We start from the raw sequence: 15,342 nt of genomic DNA, 5'->3' as shown, positions 1-15,342 counted from the left end.
CTCGGCAGGATCGACGAAGGCGGACGCCTCATCGAGGTTCCAGGCGCACTGGTGCTCAGGAACTTCACCGAACAGCCGCTCACCTGAGTGGCCGCTTCCTGCCCCCGCCGCGGTGCGGCCGGCTCCCGGCCCGCGGCCAGGTCGCCGCACCGCAGCGCTCTCCATCGATGAGACCGCACTGCAGCAACGCTCATGCGTGAGCAGCGAAACCCGCCGGAACACCCATCCTCCACGGACGCCGGTCCCTCAGAGCTCGGGCGGTCCGAATCACTCTCCAGAAGGGCATGACCCGTGTTTGTCTTCGCCGCCGTACTGAGTGTTCTGCTCGCCGTTGTCGGGCTGGCCGCCGGACTACCGAAAGCCCGGCTCAAGGGCAGCATCCCAGCCCAGTTGCAGTCCCCGGGAGGCCTCAGCGCCCCGCTGGTCCGGTTCATCGGGCTGGCCGAGCTGGCCGCAGCCGTAGGGCTCCTCGCCGGTCTCTTCTGGTGGCCCATCGGCGTTTCCGCTGCCCTGGGATTCGCAGTCGTACTCGTCGGAGCCGTCGGCTTCCACGCCAAGTCCGGCGACTACGCCAACCCCGAGACCCGCGGCCACTCGATGGCGCCCGTCATCCTCACCATCATCGCGATCGCTGCCGCCGTCACTCTCGTCCTCGCCTCCTGACCAGGGCTGTAAGCGGCGACGCCGCAGCTCGTCCTTACCCGGCAAAGCCGGCCGGGTGATCGCGAGAACACCTCTCCACGCGGACCGTCACCGTTCATCCGCGTCTGCGTCCCGACCACTGCTACACCTGAGGAACACTCCATGACCACTCTTCTGCACCTCGACTCCTCGCTGTTCCCCGGCGACGTCTCTTCCTCGGCCTGCGCTCGGTATACCGCTTGATCCGGGGGACCTTCCGCCGAACCCCCGCACCGCACCGATCACCTGTGCCAGAAGCCCAAGATCAAGTGCTTGGCGTTACTCGCTGTCCGCTGGTCCCCAAGGCTGGTGACCGACTCCACCCCCCACTCCGTTCGAACTCCCGTAACAATGAACCCGTGATCACTTCGCCGACACGGAGCGCGAACCGACGCGCCGAGCACGCCGCGACGCCGTACGTCGACCTCTCCCGAGCGGAGTGGAGCGCACTGCGCGACAAGACGCCGCTGCCGCTGACCGCCGAGGAGGTGGAACGGCTGCGCGGGCTCGGGGACGTCATCGACCTGGACGAGGTGCGGGACGTCTATCTGCCGCTCTCCCGGCTCCTCAACCTGTACGTGCGGGCCACCTCCGAGCTGCGTGGCGCGCTGAACACCTTCCTCGGGGACGCGGGCAACGGGCACGGCGCGCAGCGCGGCACCCCGTTCGTCATAGGGGTCGCGGGCAGCGTGGCGGTCGGCAAGTCGACCAGCGCCCGTATCCTCCAGGCGCTGCTGGCCCGCTGGCCGGAGCACCCCCGGGTGGAGCTGGTGACCACGGACGGGTTCCTGCTGCCGATGAAGGAGCTCCACGCGCGCGGGCTGATGTCGCGCAAGGGTTTCCCGGAGTCCTACGACCGGCGGGCCCTCACCCGTTTCGTCGCCGACATCAAGGCGGGCAAGGACGAGGTGTCGGCCCCCGTCTACTCGCACCTGATCTACGACATCGTGCCCGGCGAGCGGCTCACCGTGCGGCGCCCCGACATCCTCATCGTCGAGGGGCTGAACGTGCTCCAGCCCGCACTGCCCGGCAAGGACGGCCGGACCAGGGTCGGGCTCGCGGACTACTTCGACTTCAGTGTGTACGTGGACGCGCGGCCCGAGGACATCGAGACCTGGTACCTCAACCGCTTCCGCAAGCTGCGCGCGACGGCGTTCCAGGACCCGTCGTCGTACTTCCGCAAGTACACCCAGGTCTCCGAGGCGGAGGCGATGGAGTACGCGGCGACGATGTGGCGGACCATCAACAAGCCCAATCTGGTGGAGAACGTCGCGCCGACCCGGGGCCGTGCCACCCTGGTGCTCCGCAAGGGCCCCGACCACAAGGTCCAGCGGCTGTCCCTGCGCAAGCTATGAGGCGCGGGAATCACCTGAGGAGCCCCTTGTGCTGCATCTGCGCCTGCTCGTCCCCGCCGCGCACACGGACGAGGTGACTGGCCTGCTGGAGCGGACCGTCGGCACCGCCCACCTCGTGGTGCTGCCGGGGGCCGCGCGTGACCCGGTCGGCGACATGGTGCTGTGCGACGTGGCGCGCGAAGCGGGCGACGAGCTGATCGCGGAGCTGCGGCGGATCGGGGTCGACACGTACGGGTCGATCACCGTCGAGAACATGGATCTGACGCTCTCCGCGCGCGCCGACCGGGCCGAGGAGGAGGCACCGGGCGAGGGCGCGGACGCGGTGCTGTGGGAGGAGCTGACGGAGGCGACGCACGAGGAGTCGACGTTCAGCGTCACCTATGTGTCGTTCCTCGCGGTCGCGACGATGCTCGCCGCCTGCGGTGTGATGCTCGACAACGCGATCCTGATCGTGGGCGCGATGGCGGTGGGCCCGGAGTTCGGGCCGCTGGCCGGGATCTCCACGGCGCTGGTGCAGCGCGCGCCGCGCCTGGTGTGGCGCTCGTTGTGGGCGCTGGTCGGCGGCTTCGCCGTCGCGATGGTGCTGACGGCCGGCTTCGCCTGGCTGATGGACGTCTTCGGGCTGTTCGACGCCGCGATGATCGAGGGGGCCCGGCCCAATACGGCGTTCGTCTGGCAGCCGGACTGGCTGTCGTTCGTGGTGGCGTTCCTGGCGGGCATCGCCGGGACGCTCTCCCTGACCTCGGCGAAGTCCGGGGCGCTGATCGGGGTCGCGATCTCGGTGACGACCGTGCCGGCCGCGGCCAATGCCGCGGTGGCGTTCAGTTACGGCGACTACCACCAGATGACCGGCTCCGCGCAGCAGCTGGCGGCGAACCTCGCCGGCATCGTGCTCTCGGGGACGCTGACGCTGCTGGCGCAGAAGGCCCTGTGGCGGACGGCCCGGCGCCGCCAGCGGGCACACTCGAAGCCGCCCGTTCACAGCACACAGGCGTAGAGGGGGGGCGGGCACAGGCCCCCGCCCCCCTGACGCTCAGCCCAGCGCGGACTTCACCACGTCGGCCAGCCGTCCGGCCACCGCGCGCGCCTGCTCGATGTCGGCCGCCTCGACCATGACCCGTACCAGCGGCTCCGTACCCGACTGGCGCAGCAGCACGCGTCCGGTGGCGCCCAGCTCGCGCTCGGCCTCGGCCACGGCCGTGGCCAGCTCCGGGGAGGTGGCCACCCGGGACTTGTCGACGTCCGGCACGTTGATGAGCACCTGCGGCAGGCGCTCCATCACACCGGCGAGTTCGGCGAGCGTACGGCCGGTGGCGGCGACCCGTGCCGCCAGCATCAGGCCGGTCAGCGTGCCGTCGCCGGTCGTGGCGTGGTCCAGGACGATGACGTGGCCGGACTGCTCGCCGCCCAGGGCGTAGCCCTCGGCTTTCATCGACTCCAGTACGTAACGGTCGCCGACAGCGGTCTGGACGAGCTGGATGCCCTCCCGTTCCATGGCGATCTTGAAGCCGAGGTTCGACATCACGGTGCCGACCACGGTGCCTTTGCGGAGCTGTCCGGCGTCGCGCATGGCGAGGGCGAGGACGGCCAGGATCTGGTCGCCGTCGATCTCCTCGCCGGCGCCGTCCACGGCCAGGCAGCGGTCGGCGTCACCGTCGTGCGCGACGCCGAGGTCGGCGCCGTGCTCGACGACGGCGGCGCGGAGCAGCTCCAGGTGCGTGGAACCGCAGCCGTCGTTGATGTTCAGGCCGTCCGGGTCCGTGCCGATCGTGACGACCTCGGCCCCGGCGCGGGCGAACGCCTCGGGCGAGACGCGGGCGGCGGCGCCGTGCGCCTCGTCGAGTACGACCTTCAGGCCGTCGAGCCGGTTGGGCAGTACGCCGATGAGGTGAGCGACGTAGCGGTCGAAGCCCTCGGCGTAGTCGCTGATCCGGCCCACTCCGGCCCCGGTGGGACGGGCCCACGGCGCGCCGGTGCGGTGCTGCTCGTAGACCGTCTCGATGCGGTCCTCCAGCTCGTCGGCGAGCTTGTGGCCGCCCCGGGCGAAGAACTTGATCCCGTTGTCCGGCATAGCGTTGTGGCTGGCGGAGAGCACCACGCCGATGTCGGCACCCAGCGCGCCGGTGAGGTAGGCCACTGCCGGGGTCGGCAGCACGCCGACGCGCAGGACGTCGACGCCCGCGCTGGCGAGGCCCGCCACCACGGCGGCCTCCAGGAACTCTCCGGAGGCGCGGGGGTCCCGGCCGACCACGGCCGTCGGCCGGTGGCCCTCGAAGGTGCCCACTTCGCCCAGTACGTGCGCCGCAGCGACCGAGAGGCCGAGCGCGAGCTCAGCCGTCAGGTCCGCATTGGCGACACCGCGCACGCCGTCCGTGCCGAAGAGTCGTCCCACTGGTGTCCTCCGAAGGTGCTCCGAAACGCAAAAAAACAGACCAGACAATCCACGGGCGTATGAACGTCTTATGCCGTTATATGCCCGAGGCTGCCAAGAAACGAACGCCCCGGCAGCACGAGGTGTGCCGCCGGGGCGAACGGGTAACGCGGATGAGCAGGCGGTTTAGCGCTTGCTGTACTGCGGGGCCTTACGGGCCTTCTTGAGACCGGCCTTCTTGCGCTCGACCGCACGGTCGTCGCGGGAGAGGAAGCCGGCCTTCTTCAGCGTGGCGCGGTTGTTGTCCTCGTCCGCCTCGTTGAGCGAGCGGGCGACGCCGAGGCGCAGGGCACCGGCCTGACCCGAGACGCCGCCACCCGAGATGCGGGCGATGACGTCGTAGCGGTTGTCGAGCTCGAGCACCTTGAAGGGCTCGTTGACTTCCTGCTGGTGCACCTTGTTGGGGAAGTAGTCCTCAAGGGTGCGACCGTTGATCTTCCACTTGCCGGTGCCCGGGACGATCCGGACGCGGGCGATGGCGTTCTTGCGACGGCCAAGGCCGGCCGCGGGCTGCGGGTCGCCGAAGCGGCCCACGAGCGACTCCGAGGTGTACTCGCCCTCGACGGGCACCTCGGACTCGAAGGTGGTCACCTCGGCGAAGGTCTCTTCGCCCTCGGTGACCTCGGTGCCCTCGACGGGCGTCTCTGCAGTGGTCTCGGCCACGATTCTCCTCAGATCTTTCTGTACGTCTTAGGGGGAGGCCGGAACTACTGCGCGACCTGGGTGATCTCGAACGGGACCGGCTGCTGCGCAGCGTGCGGGTGCTGGTCACCCGCGTAGACCTTGAGCTTCGAGATCATCTGGCGACCCAGAGTGTTCTTGGGGATCATGCCCTTGATGGCCTTCTCGACAGCCTTCTCGGGGTTCTTCGCGAGGAGCTCGTCGTAGCGCACGGAGCGCAGGCCGCCCGGGAACCCGGAGTGGCGGTACGCCATCTTCTGGGTCTTCTTGTTGCCGGAGAGGTGAACCTTCTCGGCGTTGATGATGATGACGAAGTCGCCCATGTCCATGTGGGGGGCGTAAATCGCCTTGTGCTTGCCTCGGAGGAGGTTCGCAGCCGTGGTGGCCAGACGGCCCAGGACGATGTCCTCGGCGTCAATGATGTGCCACTGGCGAGTGACATCGCCGGGCTTGGGGCTGTACGTACGCACTTCGTAGCCTTCGCTTCTTCAGTGGATGGGGTCCAGACACACGGCACCTCTGAAGCGACCATGCAGCTGGGGCCCACAATGCCGGGAACGCTGCCCGTATGCGAGCCACTGGTAACTGCTCCAGAGAACCTACGTAAGGGCCCTTCGCGTGAGAACGACGAAGCCAATACGTATAACAATCCCTGACAGTACCCGCCCCGCCCCAGACGGGTCAAAACGCGCCCCCGAAACCGCTTCCTGACCCCGGTCCGGGGCGGAGGGTTCCGTCCTCAAACGCCGGACGGGCTTGAGCGGCGTCGGGTGCCCCCGCGGGGCACTTTCCGTGCGGGTGGGGGTCCGGTGCCCCTCCGGGGCGTCTCCTCAAACGGCGAACGTGCGGCCGGAACGAACAGGCACCCGGGTACCTGTTCGTCGTCCTGCGGGGACTCCCCTGCACGGCCCCGGACCCGGCCGTCCCACGTCTGCGGCAGCAGTTTCGCCGGTGTGCAGACGCGCACGATGCAGGGGTGGGGACGTGCAGGGGAGTCCCCGCAGGAAATGGCGTACGACCCGGGTCCCCCGCGGACCCGGGTGAACACGCCATTTCTGAGGAGACGCCCCGGAGGGGCACCACCCCCCACCCACCGGGAAAGCGCACCCGCGGGGGCCCCGCACTCAAGCCCGTCCGGCGATTGAGGACGGAACCCCGCACCAAGGAACCCCGCACCCGCGAAGCGTCACCGCACCCGCGACACCCGCCGCTCGTCCCACACCGGCTCCGCCGTCTCCCGGACGACCCCGTCGGAGCCGAAGACCAGATACCGGTCGAAGGACTTCGCGAACCACCGGTCGTGCGTGACGGCCATCACCGTGCCGTCGTACACCTCAAGACCGTCCTGGAGGGCCTCCGCCGACTCCAGGTCCAGGTTGTCCGTCGGCTCGTCCAGCAGCAGCGCCGTCGTGCCCGACAGCTCAAGGAGCAGGATCTGGAACCGGGCCTGCTGTCCGCCGGACAGCTTCTCGAAGGGCTGGTCCCCCTGCCGCTCCAGCTCGTACCGCCGCAGCACGGACATCGCACCGCCCCGGTCCTTGGCCTGCTCCGTCCAGAGGATCTCGACGAGCGTCTTGCCGAGCAGCTCCGGATGGGCGTGGGTCTGCGCGAAGTGGCCGGCCACCACCCTCGCCCCGAGCTTCCACTCCCCCGTGTGCGCCACCGGCTCGCCGGCCAACAGCCGCAGGAAGTGCGACTTGCCCGACCCGTTCGAGCCGAGGACGGCGACCCGCTCCCCGTAGAAGATCTCCAGGTCGAACGGCTTCATCAGGCCGGTCAGCTCCAGGTTCTTGCAGGTCACCGCCCGCATCCCGGTCCGGCCGCCGCGCAGCCGCATCCTGATGTCCTGCTCGCGCGGCGGCTCCGGCGGCGGGCCCGCGTCCTCGAACTTCTTGAAACGGGTCTGCATCGCGTGGTAGCGGTTCGCCATGTCGGGGCTGTTCGCCGCCTGCTGCCGCATCCGCAGGACGAGCGCCTTCAGCCGGGCGTGCTCCTCCTCCCAGCGCCGCAGCAGCTCCTCGAAGCGCGCGAACCGCTCCTTGCGGGCCTGGTGGTACGTGGCGAATCCGCCACCGTGCACCCATACGTCGCTTCCGGCCGCGCTGGGCTCCACGCTGACGATCTTCTCGGCGGCCCTGGACAGCAGCTCCCGGTCGTGGGACACGAAGAGGACCGTCTTACGGGTCTCCTTCAGCTTCTCCTCCAGCCACCGCTTTCCGGGGACGTCCAGATAGTTGTCCGGCTCGTCGAGCAGCAGGACCTCGTCGGGCCCGCGCAGCAGCGCCTCCAGCACCAGCCGCTTCTGCTCACCGCCGGAGAGCGTGCGCACCTCGCGCCACTGCGCCTTCTCGTACGGGACGCCGAGCGCCGCCGTCGTGCACATGTCCCAGACCGTCTCGGCCTCGTACCCGCGCGCCTCGGCCCAGTCGCTCAGCGCCTGCGCGTACCCCATCTGCGCGGCCTCGTCGTCGACGGTGAGGATCTTCTCCTCGGCCAGGTCGACGGCCCGCGCCGCCTCCCGGACACGGGGCTGGGCGACGGACACCAGCAGGTCACGCACCGTGCGCTCGTCGCGCACCGAGCCGACGAACTGCTGCATCACCCCGAGCCCGCCGCTCACCGAGACCGAGCCGCCGTGCGGCTGGAGCTCCCCGGCGAGCAGCCGCAGCAGAGTGGTCTTCCCGGCGCCGTTCGCCCCGACGAGAGCGACCACCGCCCCGTCCGCCACGCGGAACGAAGCATCGCCGAGCAGCACCCGCCCGTCCGGTAGGTAGTACTCCAGGTGGCCTGCTTCAAGATGTCCCATGTACAGCATTGTCACGGGCCGCGAAGCTCTGGCCCAACCGGTTTGTGTTCCGTCTAGGATTCGCCGCATGAGCTTTGGGCAAGGGGGGCCCTCCTGGGGGCCGGGCGACAACGGGACTCCGGACTGGGCGGCGCTGGCCGAGCAGTCCGCGGCGCGGGCCAGACGCAAGAGGTGGCTGATGATCGGCGGGGGCGCGGTGGCCACCGCCGCGGTCGCCGCGATCGTGGCCACCGCGGTCATCTCGACCAACAAGGACGACACCGCCGCGTCCGGCGGGAAGAACGCGAGCCAGCTGCCTTCGGCGACCGACCTGCCGAGCGAGACGGCGCAGCCCGAGCCGTCCTTCTCCTCGGTGCAGCCGCCGCCCCCGCCGGACCCGAAGGACTACATATCCGACGTGAAGAAGGACCGGGCGCCCGTCGACGCCGACGCCTTCTTCCCCGGCAAGCAGCTCAAGATGGGCGACCGCGTCTACGCCAAGGGCGCCACGAACCGCACCACGGACTGCGCCGCGACCACCCAGGGCGCACTCGGCTCCATCCTCGCCGGCAACGGCTGCGACCAGGTCATCCGTGCCACGTACAGCCGCGACGGCGTGGCCGTGACCATCGGGCTGGCGGTCTTCGACACCGAGGCCCAGGCCAAGAAGGCCGCCCAGCAGGCCTCCGGCGGCATCGCGTCACTGAGCGGCTCGGGTGTGCCGACCTTCTGCCGCGGCGGCGCCGTCTGCCGCCGTACGGCCAACTCCTACGGCCGGTACGCCTATTTCACCGTCGGCGGCTTCACCAGCGGCAAGAGCGTCACCAAGGCCGACAAGAACGTGTTCGCCGTCGGCGACGACCTGACGAACTTCACGTTCCGGCAGATCCGCCACCGAGGCGAGGTCCAGGCATCGGCAGCCGCCGCCGCCCCCACCACCTGACCCGGCCGCGGTCGCGTCCCGCCTTTCAGCCACTCCGATCAGTCACCTCTTCCCGATGCGGGGGATCTGCCGCTGTGCGCCTTGCCTTCCCGTTCGCGTTCCTGCGCATCGTGCGCCACCGTGACGCGATCGGCACCGACCTCGCGCCCGACGAGGCCGTGGCCCTCGACGCGCCGGACACCCCGCTGCAAGCCGCCCTCGCCGCGGCGGTGGCCGGAGACCACGCACCGGCCCGGGAGCTCCTCGCCGCCACCCGGACGCACGCCCAGTGGGAACGCAGGGACGCCTACGTGAGCCGGCTGGCCCGGACCGCGCTGCACCACGACGGCTGGCTGGAGAACTGGGTCCAGGAGTCGCCCGGGGACCCGGACGCCATCCTCGTGGTGGCCGACTTCCAGCTCCAGCAGGCCTGGCGGATACGGACGGACGCCGGCGCCGAGGAGGTGGAACACGACCGGTTCCAGGCCTTCTTCGCGCTCCTGGAGGACGCCGTACCGGTGATCGGCGCCGCGGCCGAGCTGAACCCCGCCGACCCGGTCCCGTGGCGCATCGCCCTCACGCACGCCCGTGGCATCCAGGCCCCGCGCGAGGTCTTCGACGCGTACCTGGCCGAGGCGGAGGCGCGCGACCCGCACCACTCCGGCTGCCACCAGCAGGCCCTCCAGTACCTGTGCGCCAAGTGGTTCGGCTCGCACGAGGAGATGTTCCGGTACGCGGAGCGGGTGGCGGCATCGGCCCCGCCCGGCTCGAAGCTGCACGCGCTGCCGCTGCGGGCGGCGCTGGAGTACCGGCTGTCCGCGCAGGACGGGCCGGACGGCCCCGACCCGTACGGCCCCCGGACCGAGGCGGCCCTCACCCGGGCCCTGGGCCTCTCCGGCAGCTACCCGGCGGGTGAACGCGAGGCCGCCGGCTTCCGCAACGAGCTGGCCCTGATGCTGATCATGGACGACCGGCCGGCCGAGGCCCTCGACGCGTTCCGGGCCATCGGGGTGCACGCCACGGAGTTCCCCTGGGCCCGGCTCGGCGACCCCCTCACCGAATTCCTCGAAGCCCGCTCGGACGTCCGGATCGACCTCGCCTCGCAGACCCCGTTCTTCCGCCGCCCGCCCGAACCGCCCGCCACCGGCACGGACGCCCCGGACTGGGCGGAGCTGGCCCCGCGCACGGTAGCGATCGTGCCCGCTCCCCCGGCCGAAGTCGCCCAGGCCGCCCTGCTCTGCGGCTACTCCCTGCGTACGGCCCCGGCCGGCGAGGGCTCCAGCTACGTCGAGGTGGTCCCGGAGGCCGTCCGCGGCCGGCGCGCGGCACTGCTCCCCGAGGAGCCCCTGACCTCGGCGGCCGAGACCTTCACGACCGGGGAGAGCTGGCCGGCCCTGGTCCTGCACCGCGCGCCGGGACGCAGCAGCGTCACCGCCCTCCACCAGGGCCGGACGCACGCCACGCACACCTGGCACACCGAGTCCCCCACCCCCGACCACGCCGAGGTCCGGGCCACCGCGCAGAGCCTCGCGGACCTCTACCGGCAGGCCGACCCGCGCCCCCTGGCCCACATACTGCGCTCGACCGGCGACCCGGCCGGACACCAGGAGGACCTGGTGACGGCCCTGGGCCTGCCGCCCGTGCCACCGGGCTTCGGCGGGGAGACCCAGGTCCTCGGTGAGCTCCCGGGAGCCAGGGTGCTGGCCAGGCGCGGACTCCTGGCGGGGATGCGCGACACGATGTCCACGGGCAGCGGCGGCCATCCGCCGGAGCCCCGCCCCCCGCGCACCCCGGTCTGGCTGCTGATCCGGACGCTGATGCTGCTGGTCCTCGCCCCGGCCGCCGCCTTCGCCTGGTGGAGCCCGCAGATCGGCTGGTTCCGCTCCTCGCTGCTGAGCGGTGCGGCGCTGTACGTGGCGGCTTCGCTCACGGGCGCGCTGCGCCGGCGCGGCCACGCCACGGCCTGACCCGCGGTACGGGCCCGCCCGGTCAGCAGCAGCCGGCTTCCGGCAGGGTCCGCACGTTACGGGCCTCGACCGCCCGCGCGGCCAGCAACTCATCGGCCGGGTACGCGACTTCCTCCAGCGTCAGCCCGTGGGGCCGCACGACATGCACCCCGGGGTCCCGCACCCGAGCCGCCAGCACCTCGGCCGGCCAGGCCGCCGGGCGCCGCCCGTCCCCCACGAACAGGGCCGCGCCGATCAGCGCCCGCACCATGTTGTGGCAGAACGCGTCGGCCTGCACGGTCGCCGTCATGATCCCGGACGCCTCGTCCCGTACCCAACTCAGCTTCTGCAGCGTCCTGATGGTCGTCGCACCCTCGCGCTTCTTGCAGTACGCGGCGAAGTCGTGCTCCCCGGTCATCCGCGCCGCGGCCTCGTTCATCGCGTCCACGTCCAACGGCCGGTCGTGCCACAGGACATGACCACGCACCAGCGGATCCACGCCGCCCGGACGGTCCGCCACCCGGTACGCGTACCTGCGCCACAGCGCCGAGAAGCGGGCGTTGAACCCAGCGGGCGCCTCCGCGATCCGCCACACCCGCACGTCGGGCGCCATCCGCCCGGCCATCCGCCGCAGCAGCTTGTCCGCGTGCTCGGCCCACACCTCGGCCGGGAGGTCCACGTGCGCGACCTGGCCGCGGGCGTGCACCCCGGCGTCGGTGCGCCCGGCCACGGTCAGGTCGTACGTCCGCGAGGAGCGGGTCACCGTGCGCAGGGCGTCCTCGATCTCCCCCTGGACGGTCCGCCGGCTGGTCTGCTTCGCCCAGCCCGAGAAGTCCTTGCCGTCGTAGGCCAGGTCCAGCCGCACCCGTACGAAACCGGTCTCCACTACGTCACTCACCAGCGATCCTCTCAAGATCCGTACACAGCAGAACGGGCCCGCACCGCCCCGAAGGGTGATGCGGGCCCGCCCAGTGGTCTCAGAACGCTCAGGCGTCCTTCGACTCCTCGTCGGCCTCGGCCGGCTTGGCGTCCTCGACGGACTCGACCGGGGTCTCGTCCTTCTTGAGGGCGTCTTCCTTGACCGCACGCTTTGTGGCGGCCTCGGCCTCACCGGTGGCAGCCTGCGCCACGGTCAGGGCCTCGACCAGCTCGATGACGGCCATCGGGGCGTTGTCGCCACGACGGTTGCCGATCTTGGTGATACGGGTGTAACCACCGGGGCGGTTCTCGTACCGCGGGGCGATCTCGGTGAAGAGCGTGTGCACGATGCCCTTGTCCGTGATCGACTGCAGCACCAGGCGACGGTTGTGGATGTCGCCCTTCTTCGCCTTGGTGATGAAACGCTCCGCGACCGGACGCAGGCGGCGGGCCTTGGCCTCGGTCGTGGTGATGCGGCCGTGCTCGAACAGCGCCTTCGCAAGGTTGTTGAGAAGGTGCTTCTCGTGCGCAGCGCTGCCGCCCAGACGGGCGCCCTTGGCGGGCTGAGGCATGGTATTTCTCCTTGTGTGCTGCACCGGCCGTATCAGGTACCGGTGTCAGTTCCCGAGCGGCGGTCGCCACCCGGAAGTTTTCGTCCGCCACACGCACTCGACATCAAACCCGCATATCAAGCCCGTCCAGCGATTGAGGACACCCTCTCGCGCCCAAGCCCGAACTCAAGCCCGTCCGGCGCCTGAGGACACCCCTCGCACCCGAGCCCGAAATCCAAGCCCGTCCGGCACTTGAGGACACCCCTCGCACCCGAGCCCGAAATCCAAGCCCGTCCGGCACTTGAGGACACCCCTCGCACCCGAGCCCGAAAATCAAGCCCGTCCGGCGATTGAGGACAAAGCCCTCGCCCGGTCCGGGGCACCCAGCAAACCCGGGCACCCCAGCCGGAGGCGAATCAGTACTGCTCGGTCTCCACGAAACCCGCATCCGCGTCATCGTCCGCGCCGAACGCGTCCGCCGCGGCGGTGGGGTCGAAGCCGGGAGGCGAGTCCTTCAGCGCCAGGCCCATACCGGCCAGCTTCGCCTTGACCTCGTCGATCGACTTCGCACCGAAGTTACGGATGTCGAGCAGATCGGCCTCGGAACGAGCCACGAGCTCACCCACGGAGTGGATGCCCTCGCGCTTGAGGCAGTTGTACGAGCGGACCGTGAGCTCCAGCTCCTCGATCGGCAGCGCCAGATCGGCAGCGAGCGCGGCGTCCGTCGGCGACGGGCCCATGTCGATGCCCTCGGCGTCGATGTTGAGCTCGCGCGCCAGACCGAACAGCTCGACCAGGGTCTTACCGGCCGACGCCATGGCGTCACGGGGACGCATGGCCTGCTTGGTCTCGACGTCGACGATCAGCTTGTCGAAGTCGGTGCGCTGCTCGACACGGGTCGCCTCGACCTTGTACGTGACCTTGAGCACCGGCGAGTAGATGGAGTCGACCGGAATCCGGCCGATCTCCTGGCCCACCTGCTTGTTCTGGACCGCGGAGACGTAGCCGCGACCGCGCTCGACGGTCAGCTCCATCTCCAGCTTGCCCTTGCCGTTCAGCGTGGCCATGACGAGGTCCGGGTTGTGGACCTCGACACCGGCCGGCGGGGCGATGTCGGCAGCGGTGACCAGGCCGGGACCCTGCTTGCGCAGGTACATCACGACCGGCTCGTCGTGCTCCGAGGAGACGACCAGCTGCTTGATGTTGAGGATGAGGTCGGTGACGTCCTCCTTGACACCCGGCACGGTGGTGAACTCGTGCAGGACGCCGTCGATCCGGATGCTGGTGACAGCGGCACCGGGGATCGAGGAGAGGAGCGTACGGCGAAGAGAGTTACCGAGCGTGTAGCCGAAGCCCGGCTCCAGGGGCTCGATGACGAACCGCGAGCGGAACTCGTCAACGACCTCTTCGGTCAGCGACGGACGCTGAGCGATAAGCATGGTGTGAATCCTTCAGTCGTGGGCGCCCACTATTTGACGCCCTACAGATGAAACAAGGATACGGGCGGCACACCCCCGTAGGGGGCATACCGCCCGTACCCACGCTACTGACGCACGGCCGTCACCGGCCGTTGCGCATCAGACGCGGCGACGCTTCGGCGGACGGCAGCCGTTGTGCGGCGTCGGGGTGACGTCCTGGATCGACCCGACCTCGAGGCCCGTGGCCTGGAGGGAGCGGATCGCGGTCTCGCGGCCGGAGCCCGGACCCTTCACGAAGACGTCAACCTTGCGCATGCCGTGCTCCTGCGCGCGGCGGGCGGCCGACTCGGCGGCCATCTGCGCGGCGAAGGGGGTGGACTTGCGCGAGCCCTTGAAGCCGACGTGGCCGGCGGAGGCCCAGGAGATCACGTTGCCCGCGGGGTCCGTGATCGAGACGATGGTGTTGTTGAACGTGCTCTTGATGTGCGCGTGGCCGTGAGCGACGTTCTTCTTTTCCTTGCGACGCACCTTCTTGGCTGCGCCCTGACGACCCTTGGGGGGCATGTCTTTACTCCAGATGGAGAGGGGAGGTGATCGGTCCTACAGCGAAGACCGCTGGATGCTGCGGATGCCCGGAGACCCGGGCGTTCGCAGTGCGTCCGCTGAGGACTACTTCTTGCCCGGCTTCTTCTTACCGGCGATCGCGCGACGCGGGCCCTTGCGGGTACGCGCGTTCGTGCTGGTGCGCTGGCCGTGCACCGGCAGACCACGGCGGTGACGAATGCCCTGGTAGCAGCCGATCTCGATCTTGCGGCGGATGTCGCCCTGGATCTCGCGGCGGAGGTCACCCTCGGTGCGGAGGTTGGCGTCCACGTACTCGCGGATCTTGACCAGGTCCTCTTCGGCCAGGTCACGAACGCGGGTGTTCGGGTTCACGCCGGTGGTGGCGAGGATCTCCTTGGACCGGGTGCGCCCGATACCGAAGACGTAGGTGAGGGCAACCTCCACGCGCTTTTCGCGCGGGATGTCAACACCTGAAACGCGTGCCATTCAATGGCTCCAGTTGTCATTTCGGGGGTCTTCCGCAGCGCCGCTCCCGATCGCCGACCGCTCACTGGGAGCGGTGGTACGCCCGGGTCTCCGGCCCCCGCCGGAGGTGTCGTCAGCCGTGGCTTGGACGGGCACTGCGTATGTACGTTTACGTGCGTCGCGCGAAGTACTGCGAGATGCGAGGGGGTCGTGCGTCAGCCCTGGCGCTGCTTGTGGCGCAGGTTGTCGCAGATGACCATGACCCGACCGTGACGGCGGATCACCTTGCACTTGTCGCAGATCTTCTTGACGCTCGGCTTGACCTTCATGGGATGTCAGGTTCTCCGGGTCAGTGCCAGCACCCCGCCGAAGCGGAATGTGGGCAAGATCTACTTGTAGCGGTAGACGATCCGGCCACGCGTCAGGTCGTACGGGGAGAGCTCCACGACGACCCGGTCATCGGGAAGGATTCGGATGTAGTGCATCCGCATCTTCCCGCTGATGTGCGCGAGGACCTTGTGACCGTTCTGGAGCTCCACCCTGAACATGGCGTTCGGGAGAGACTCGATCACGGTGCCCTCAATTTCGATGGCACCTTGCTTCTTGGCCACGCTTCGCCTTTCGA

16 protein-coding genes are annotated in these 15,342 nt (G+C 69.9%); 5 read left to right on the top strand and 11 right to left on the bottom strand.

Going from position 1 to position 15,342, the window contains the following annotated elements:
- The first annotated feature begins 291 nt into the window (after nt 1-291).
- The 3 genes from AB0I52_RS30740 to AB0I52_RS30730 all read left to right on the top strand — a co-directional run bounded on the left by AB0I52_RS30740 (nt 292) and on the right by AB0I52_RS30730 (nt 3,033).
- The gene (locus AB0I52_RS30740) at nt 292-663 is read left to right on the top strand and encodes a DoxX family protein (protein ID WP_363078128.1); all 372 of its coding nucleotides are present in this window, start codon (nt 292-294) and stop codon (nt 661-663) included.
- Between the two features lie 377 nt (nt 664-1,040).
- Nucleotides 1,041-2,036 carry a type I pantothenate kinase gene (gene coaA / locus AB0I52_RS30735; RefSeq protein WP_363078126.1) on the top strand — a complete coding sequence of 332 codons (996 nt, stop codon included), beginning with the start codon at nt 1,041-1,043 and terminating at the stop codon, nt 2,034-2,036.
- Nucleotides 2,037-2,064: 28 nt separating this feature from the next.
- Complete coding sequence (locus AB0I52_RS30730; RefSeq protein WP_363078124.1) at nt 2,065-3,033, top strand: DUF389 domain-containing protein; 969 nt, start codon at nt 2,065-2,067, stop codon at nt 3,031-3,033.
- A gap of 36 nt (nt 3,034-3,069) precedes the next feature.
- Here the strand turns inward: AB0I52_RS30730 and glmM are convergent, their stop codons facing one another.
- From glmM to AB0I52_RS30710, 4 genes are all read right to left on the bottom strand, one after another.
- Entirely contained in the window at nt 3,070-4,428 is a 1,359-nt protein-coding gene (gene glmM, locus AB0I52_RS30725) for a phosphoglucosamine mutase (protein ID WP_363078122.1), read from the bottom strand.
- A 165-nt stretch (nt 4,429-4,593) separates the two neighbouring features.
- On the bottom strand, nt 4,594-5,130 hold the full coding sequence (gene rpsI / locus AB0I52_RS30720; protein WP_123461078.1) for a 30S ribosomal protein S9: 537 nt from the start codon (nt 5,128-5,130) through the stop codon (nt 4,594-4,596).
- A 44-nt stretch (nt 5,131-5,174) separates the two neighbouring features.
- A complete protein-coding gene (gene rplM / locus AB0I52_RS30715; RefSeq protein ID WP_024490227.1) occupies nt 5,175-5,618 on the bottom strand; it encodes a 50S ribosomal protein L13 in 444 nt (147 codons plus the stop codon).
- 716 nt (nt 5,619-6,334) lie between these two features.
- On the bottom strand, nt 6,335-7,954 hold the full coding sequence (locus AB0I52_RS30710) for an ATP-binding cassette domain-containing protein (RefSeq protein ID WP_363078120.1): 1,620 nt from the start codon (nt 7,952-7,954) through the stop codon (nt 6,335-6,337).
- 67 nt (nt 7,955-8,021) lie between these two features.
- Here AB0I52_RS30710 and AB0I52_RS30705 point away from each other — a divergent pair, with 67 nt between their 5' ends.
- Nucleotides 8,022-8,876, top strand: coding sequence for a hypothetical protein (locus AB0I52_RS30705; protein ID WP_363078118.1), 855 nt, complete (start codon nt 8,022-8,024; stop codon nt 8,874-8,876).
- A 74-nt stretch (nt 8,877-8,950) separates the two neighbouring features.
- Nucleotides 8,951-10,822 carry a DUF4034 domain-containing protein gene (locus AB0I52_RS30700; RefSeq protein WP_363078116.1) on the top strand — a complete coding sequence of 624 codons (1,872 nt, stop codon included), beginning with the start codon at nt 8,951-8,953 and terminating at the stop codon, nt 10,820-10,822.
- A 22-nt stretch (nt 10,823-10,844) separates the two neighbouring features.
- Here the strand turns inward: AB0I52_RS30700 and truA are convergent, their stop codons facing one another.
- The 7 genes from truA to infA form a co-directional block, all read right to left on the bottom strand.
- Nucleotides 10,845-11,699, bottom strand: a complete 855-nt coding sequence (gene truA / locus AB0I52_RS30695) for a tRNA pseudouridine(38-40) synthase TruA (RefSeq protein ID WP_363078114.1) — start codon at nt 11,697-11,699, stop codon at nt 10,845-10,847.
- An 88-nt stretch (nt 11,700-11,787) separates the two neighbouring features.
- Nucleotides 11,788-12,291 carry a 50S ribosomal protein L17 gene (rplQ, locus tag AB0I52_RS30690; RefSeq protein WP_362966950.1) on the bottom strand — a complete coding sequence of 168 codons (504 nt, stop codon included), beginning with the start codon at nt 12,289-12,291 and terminating at the stop codon, nt 11,788-11,790.
- Between the two features lie 395 nt (nt 12,292-12,686).
- On the bottom strand, nt 12,687-13,709 hold the full coding sequence (locus AB0I52_RS30685; RefSeq protein WP_024491600.1) for a DNA-directed RNA polymerase subunit alpha: 1,023 nt from the start codon (nt 13,707-13,709) through the stop codon (nt 12,687-12,689).
- Nucleotides 13,710-13,847: 138 nt separating this feature from the next.
- A complete protein-coding gene (gene rpsK / locus AB0I52_RS30680) occupies nt 13,848-14,252 on the bottom strand; it encodes a 30S ribosomal protein S11 (RefSeq protein WP_006376016.1) in 405 nt (134 codons plus the stop codon).
- Between the two features lie 105 nt (nt 14,253-14,357).
- Nucleotides 14,358-14,738 (bottom strand): 30S ribosomal protein S13, encoded by a 381-nt coding sequence (rpsM, locus tag AB0I52_RS30675; RefSeq protein WP_014047799.1) that lies wholly within the window; start codon nt 14,736-14,738, stop codon nt 14,358-14,360.
- Nucleotides 14,739-14,932: 194 nt separating this feature from the next.
- On the bottom strand, nt 14,933-15,046 hold the full coding sequence (rpmJ, locus tag AB0I52_RS30670) for a 50S ribosomal protein L36 (protein ID WP_003956441.1): 114 nt from the start codon (nt 15,044-15,046) through the stop codon (nt 14,933-14,935).
- A 60-nt stretch (nt 15,047-15,106) separates the two neighbouring features.
- Nucleotides 15,107-15,328, bottom strand: coding sequence for a translation initiation factor IF-1 (infA, locus tag AB0I52_RS30665; protein ID WP_014047798.1), 222 nt, complete (start codon nt 15,326-15,328; stop codon nt 15,107-15,109).
- Nucleotides 15,329-15,342 lie beyond the last annotated feature (14 nt).

The sequence above is a fragment of the Streptomyces sp. NPDC050423 genome, from assembly GCF_040655445.1.
Taxonomy (GTDB): Bacteria; Actinomycetota; Actinomycetes; order Streptomycetales; family Streptomycetaceae; genus Streptomyces.
Note: the sequence above shows the minus strand (reverse complement) of the source record. Positions and strands in the feature narration are given on the sequence as shown.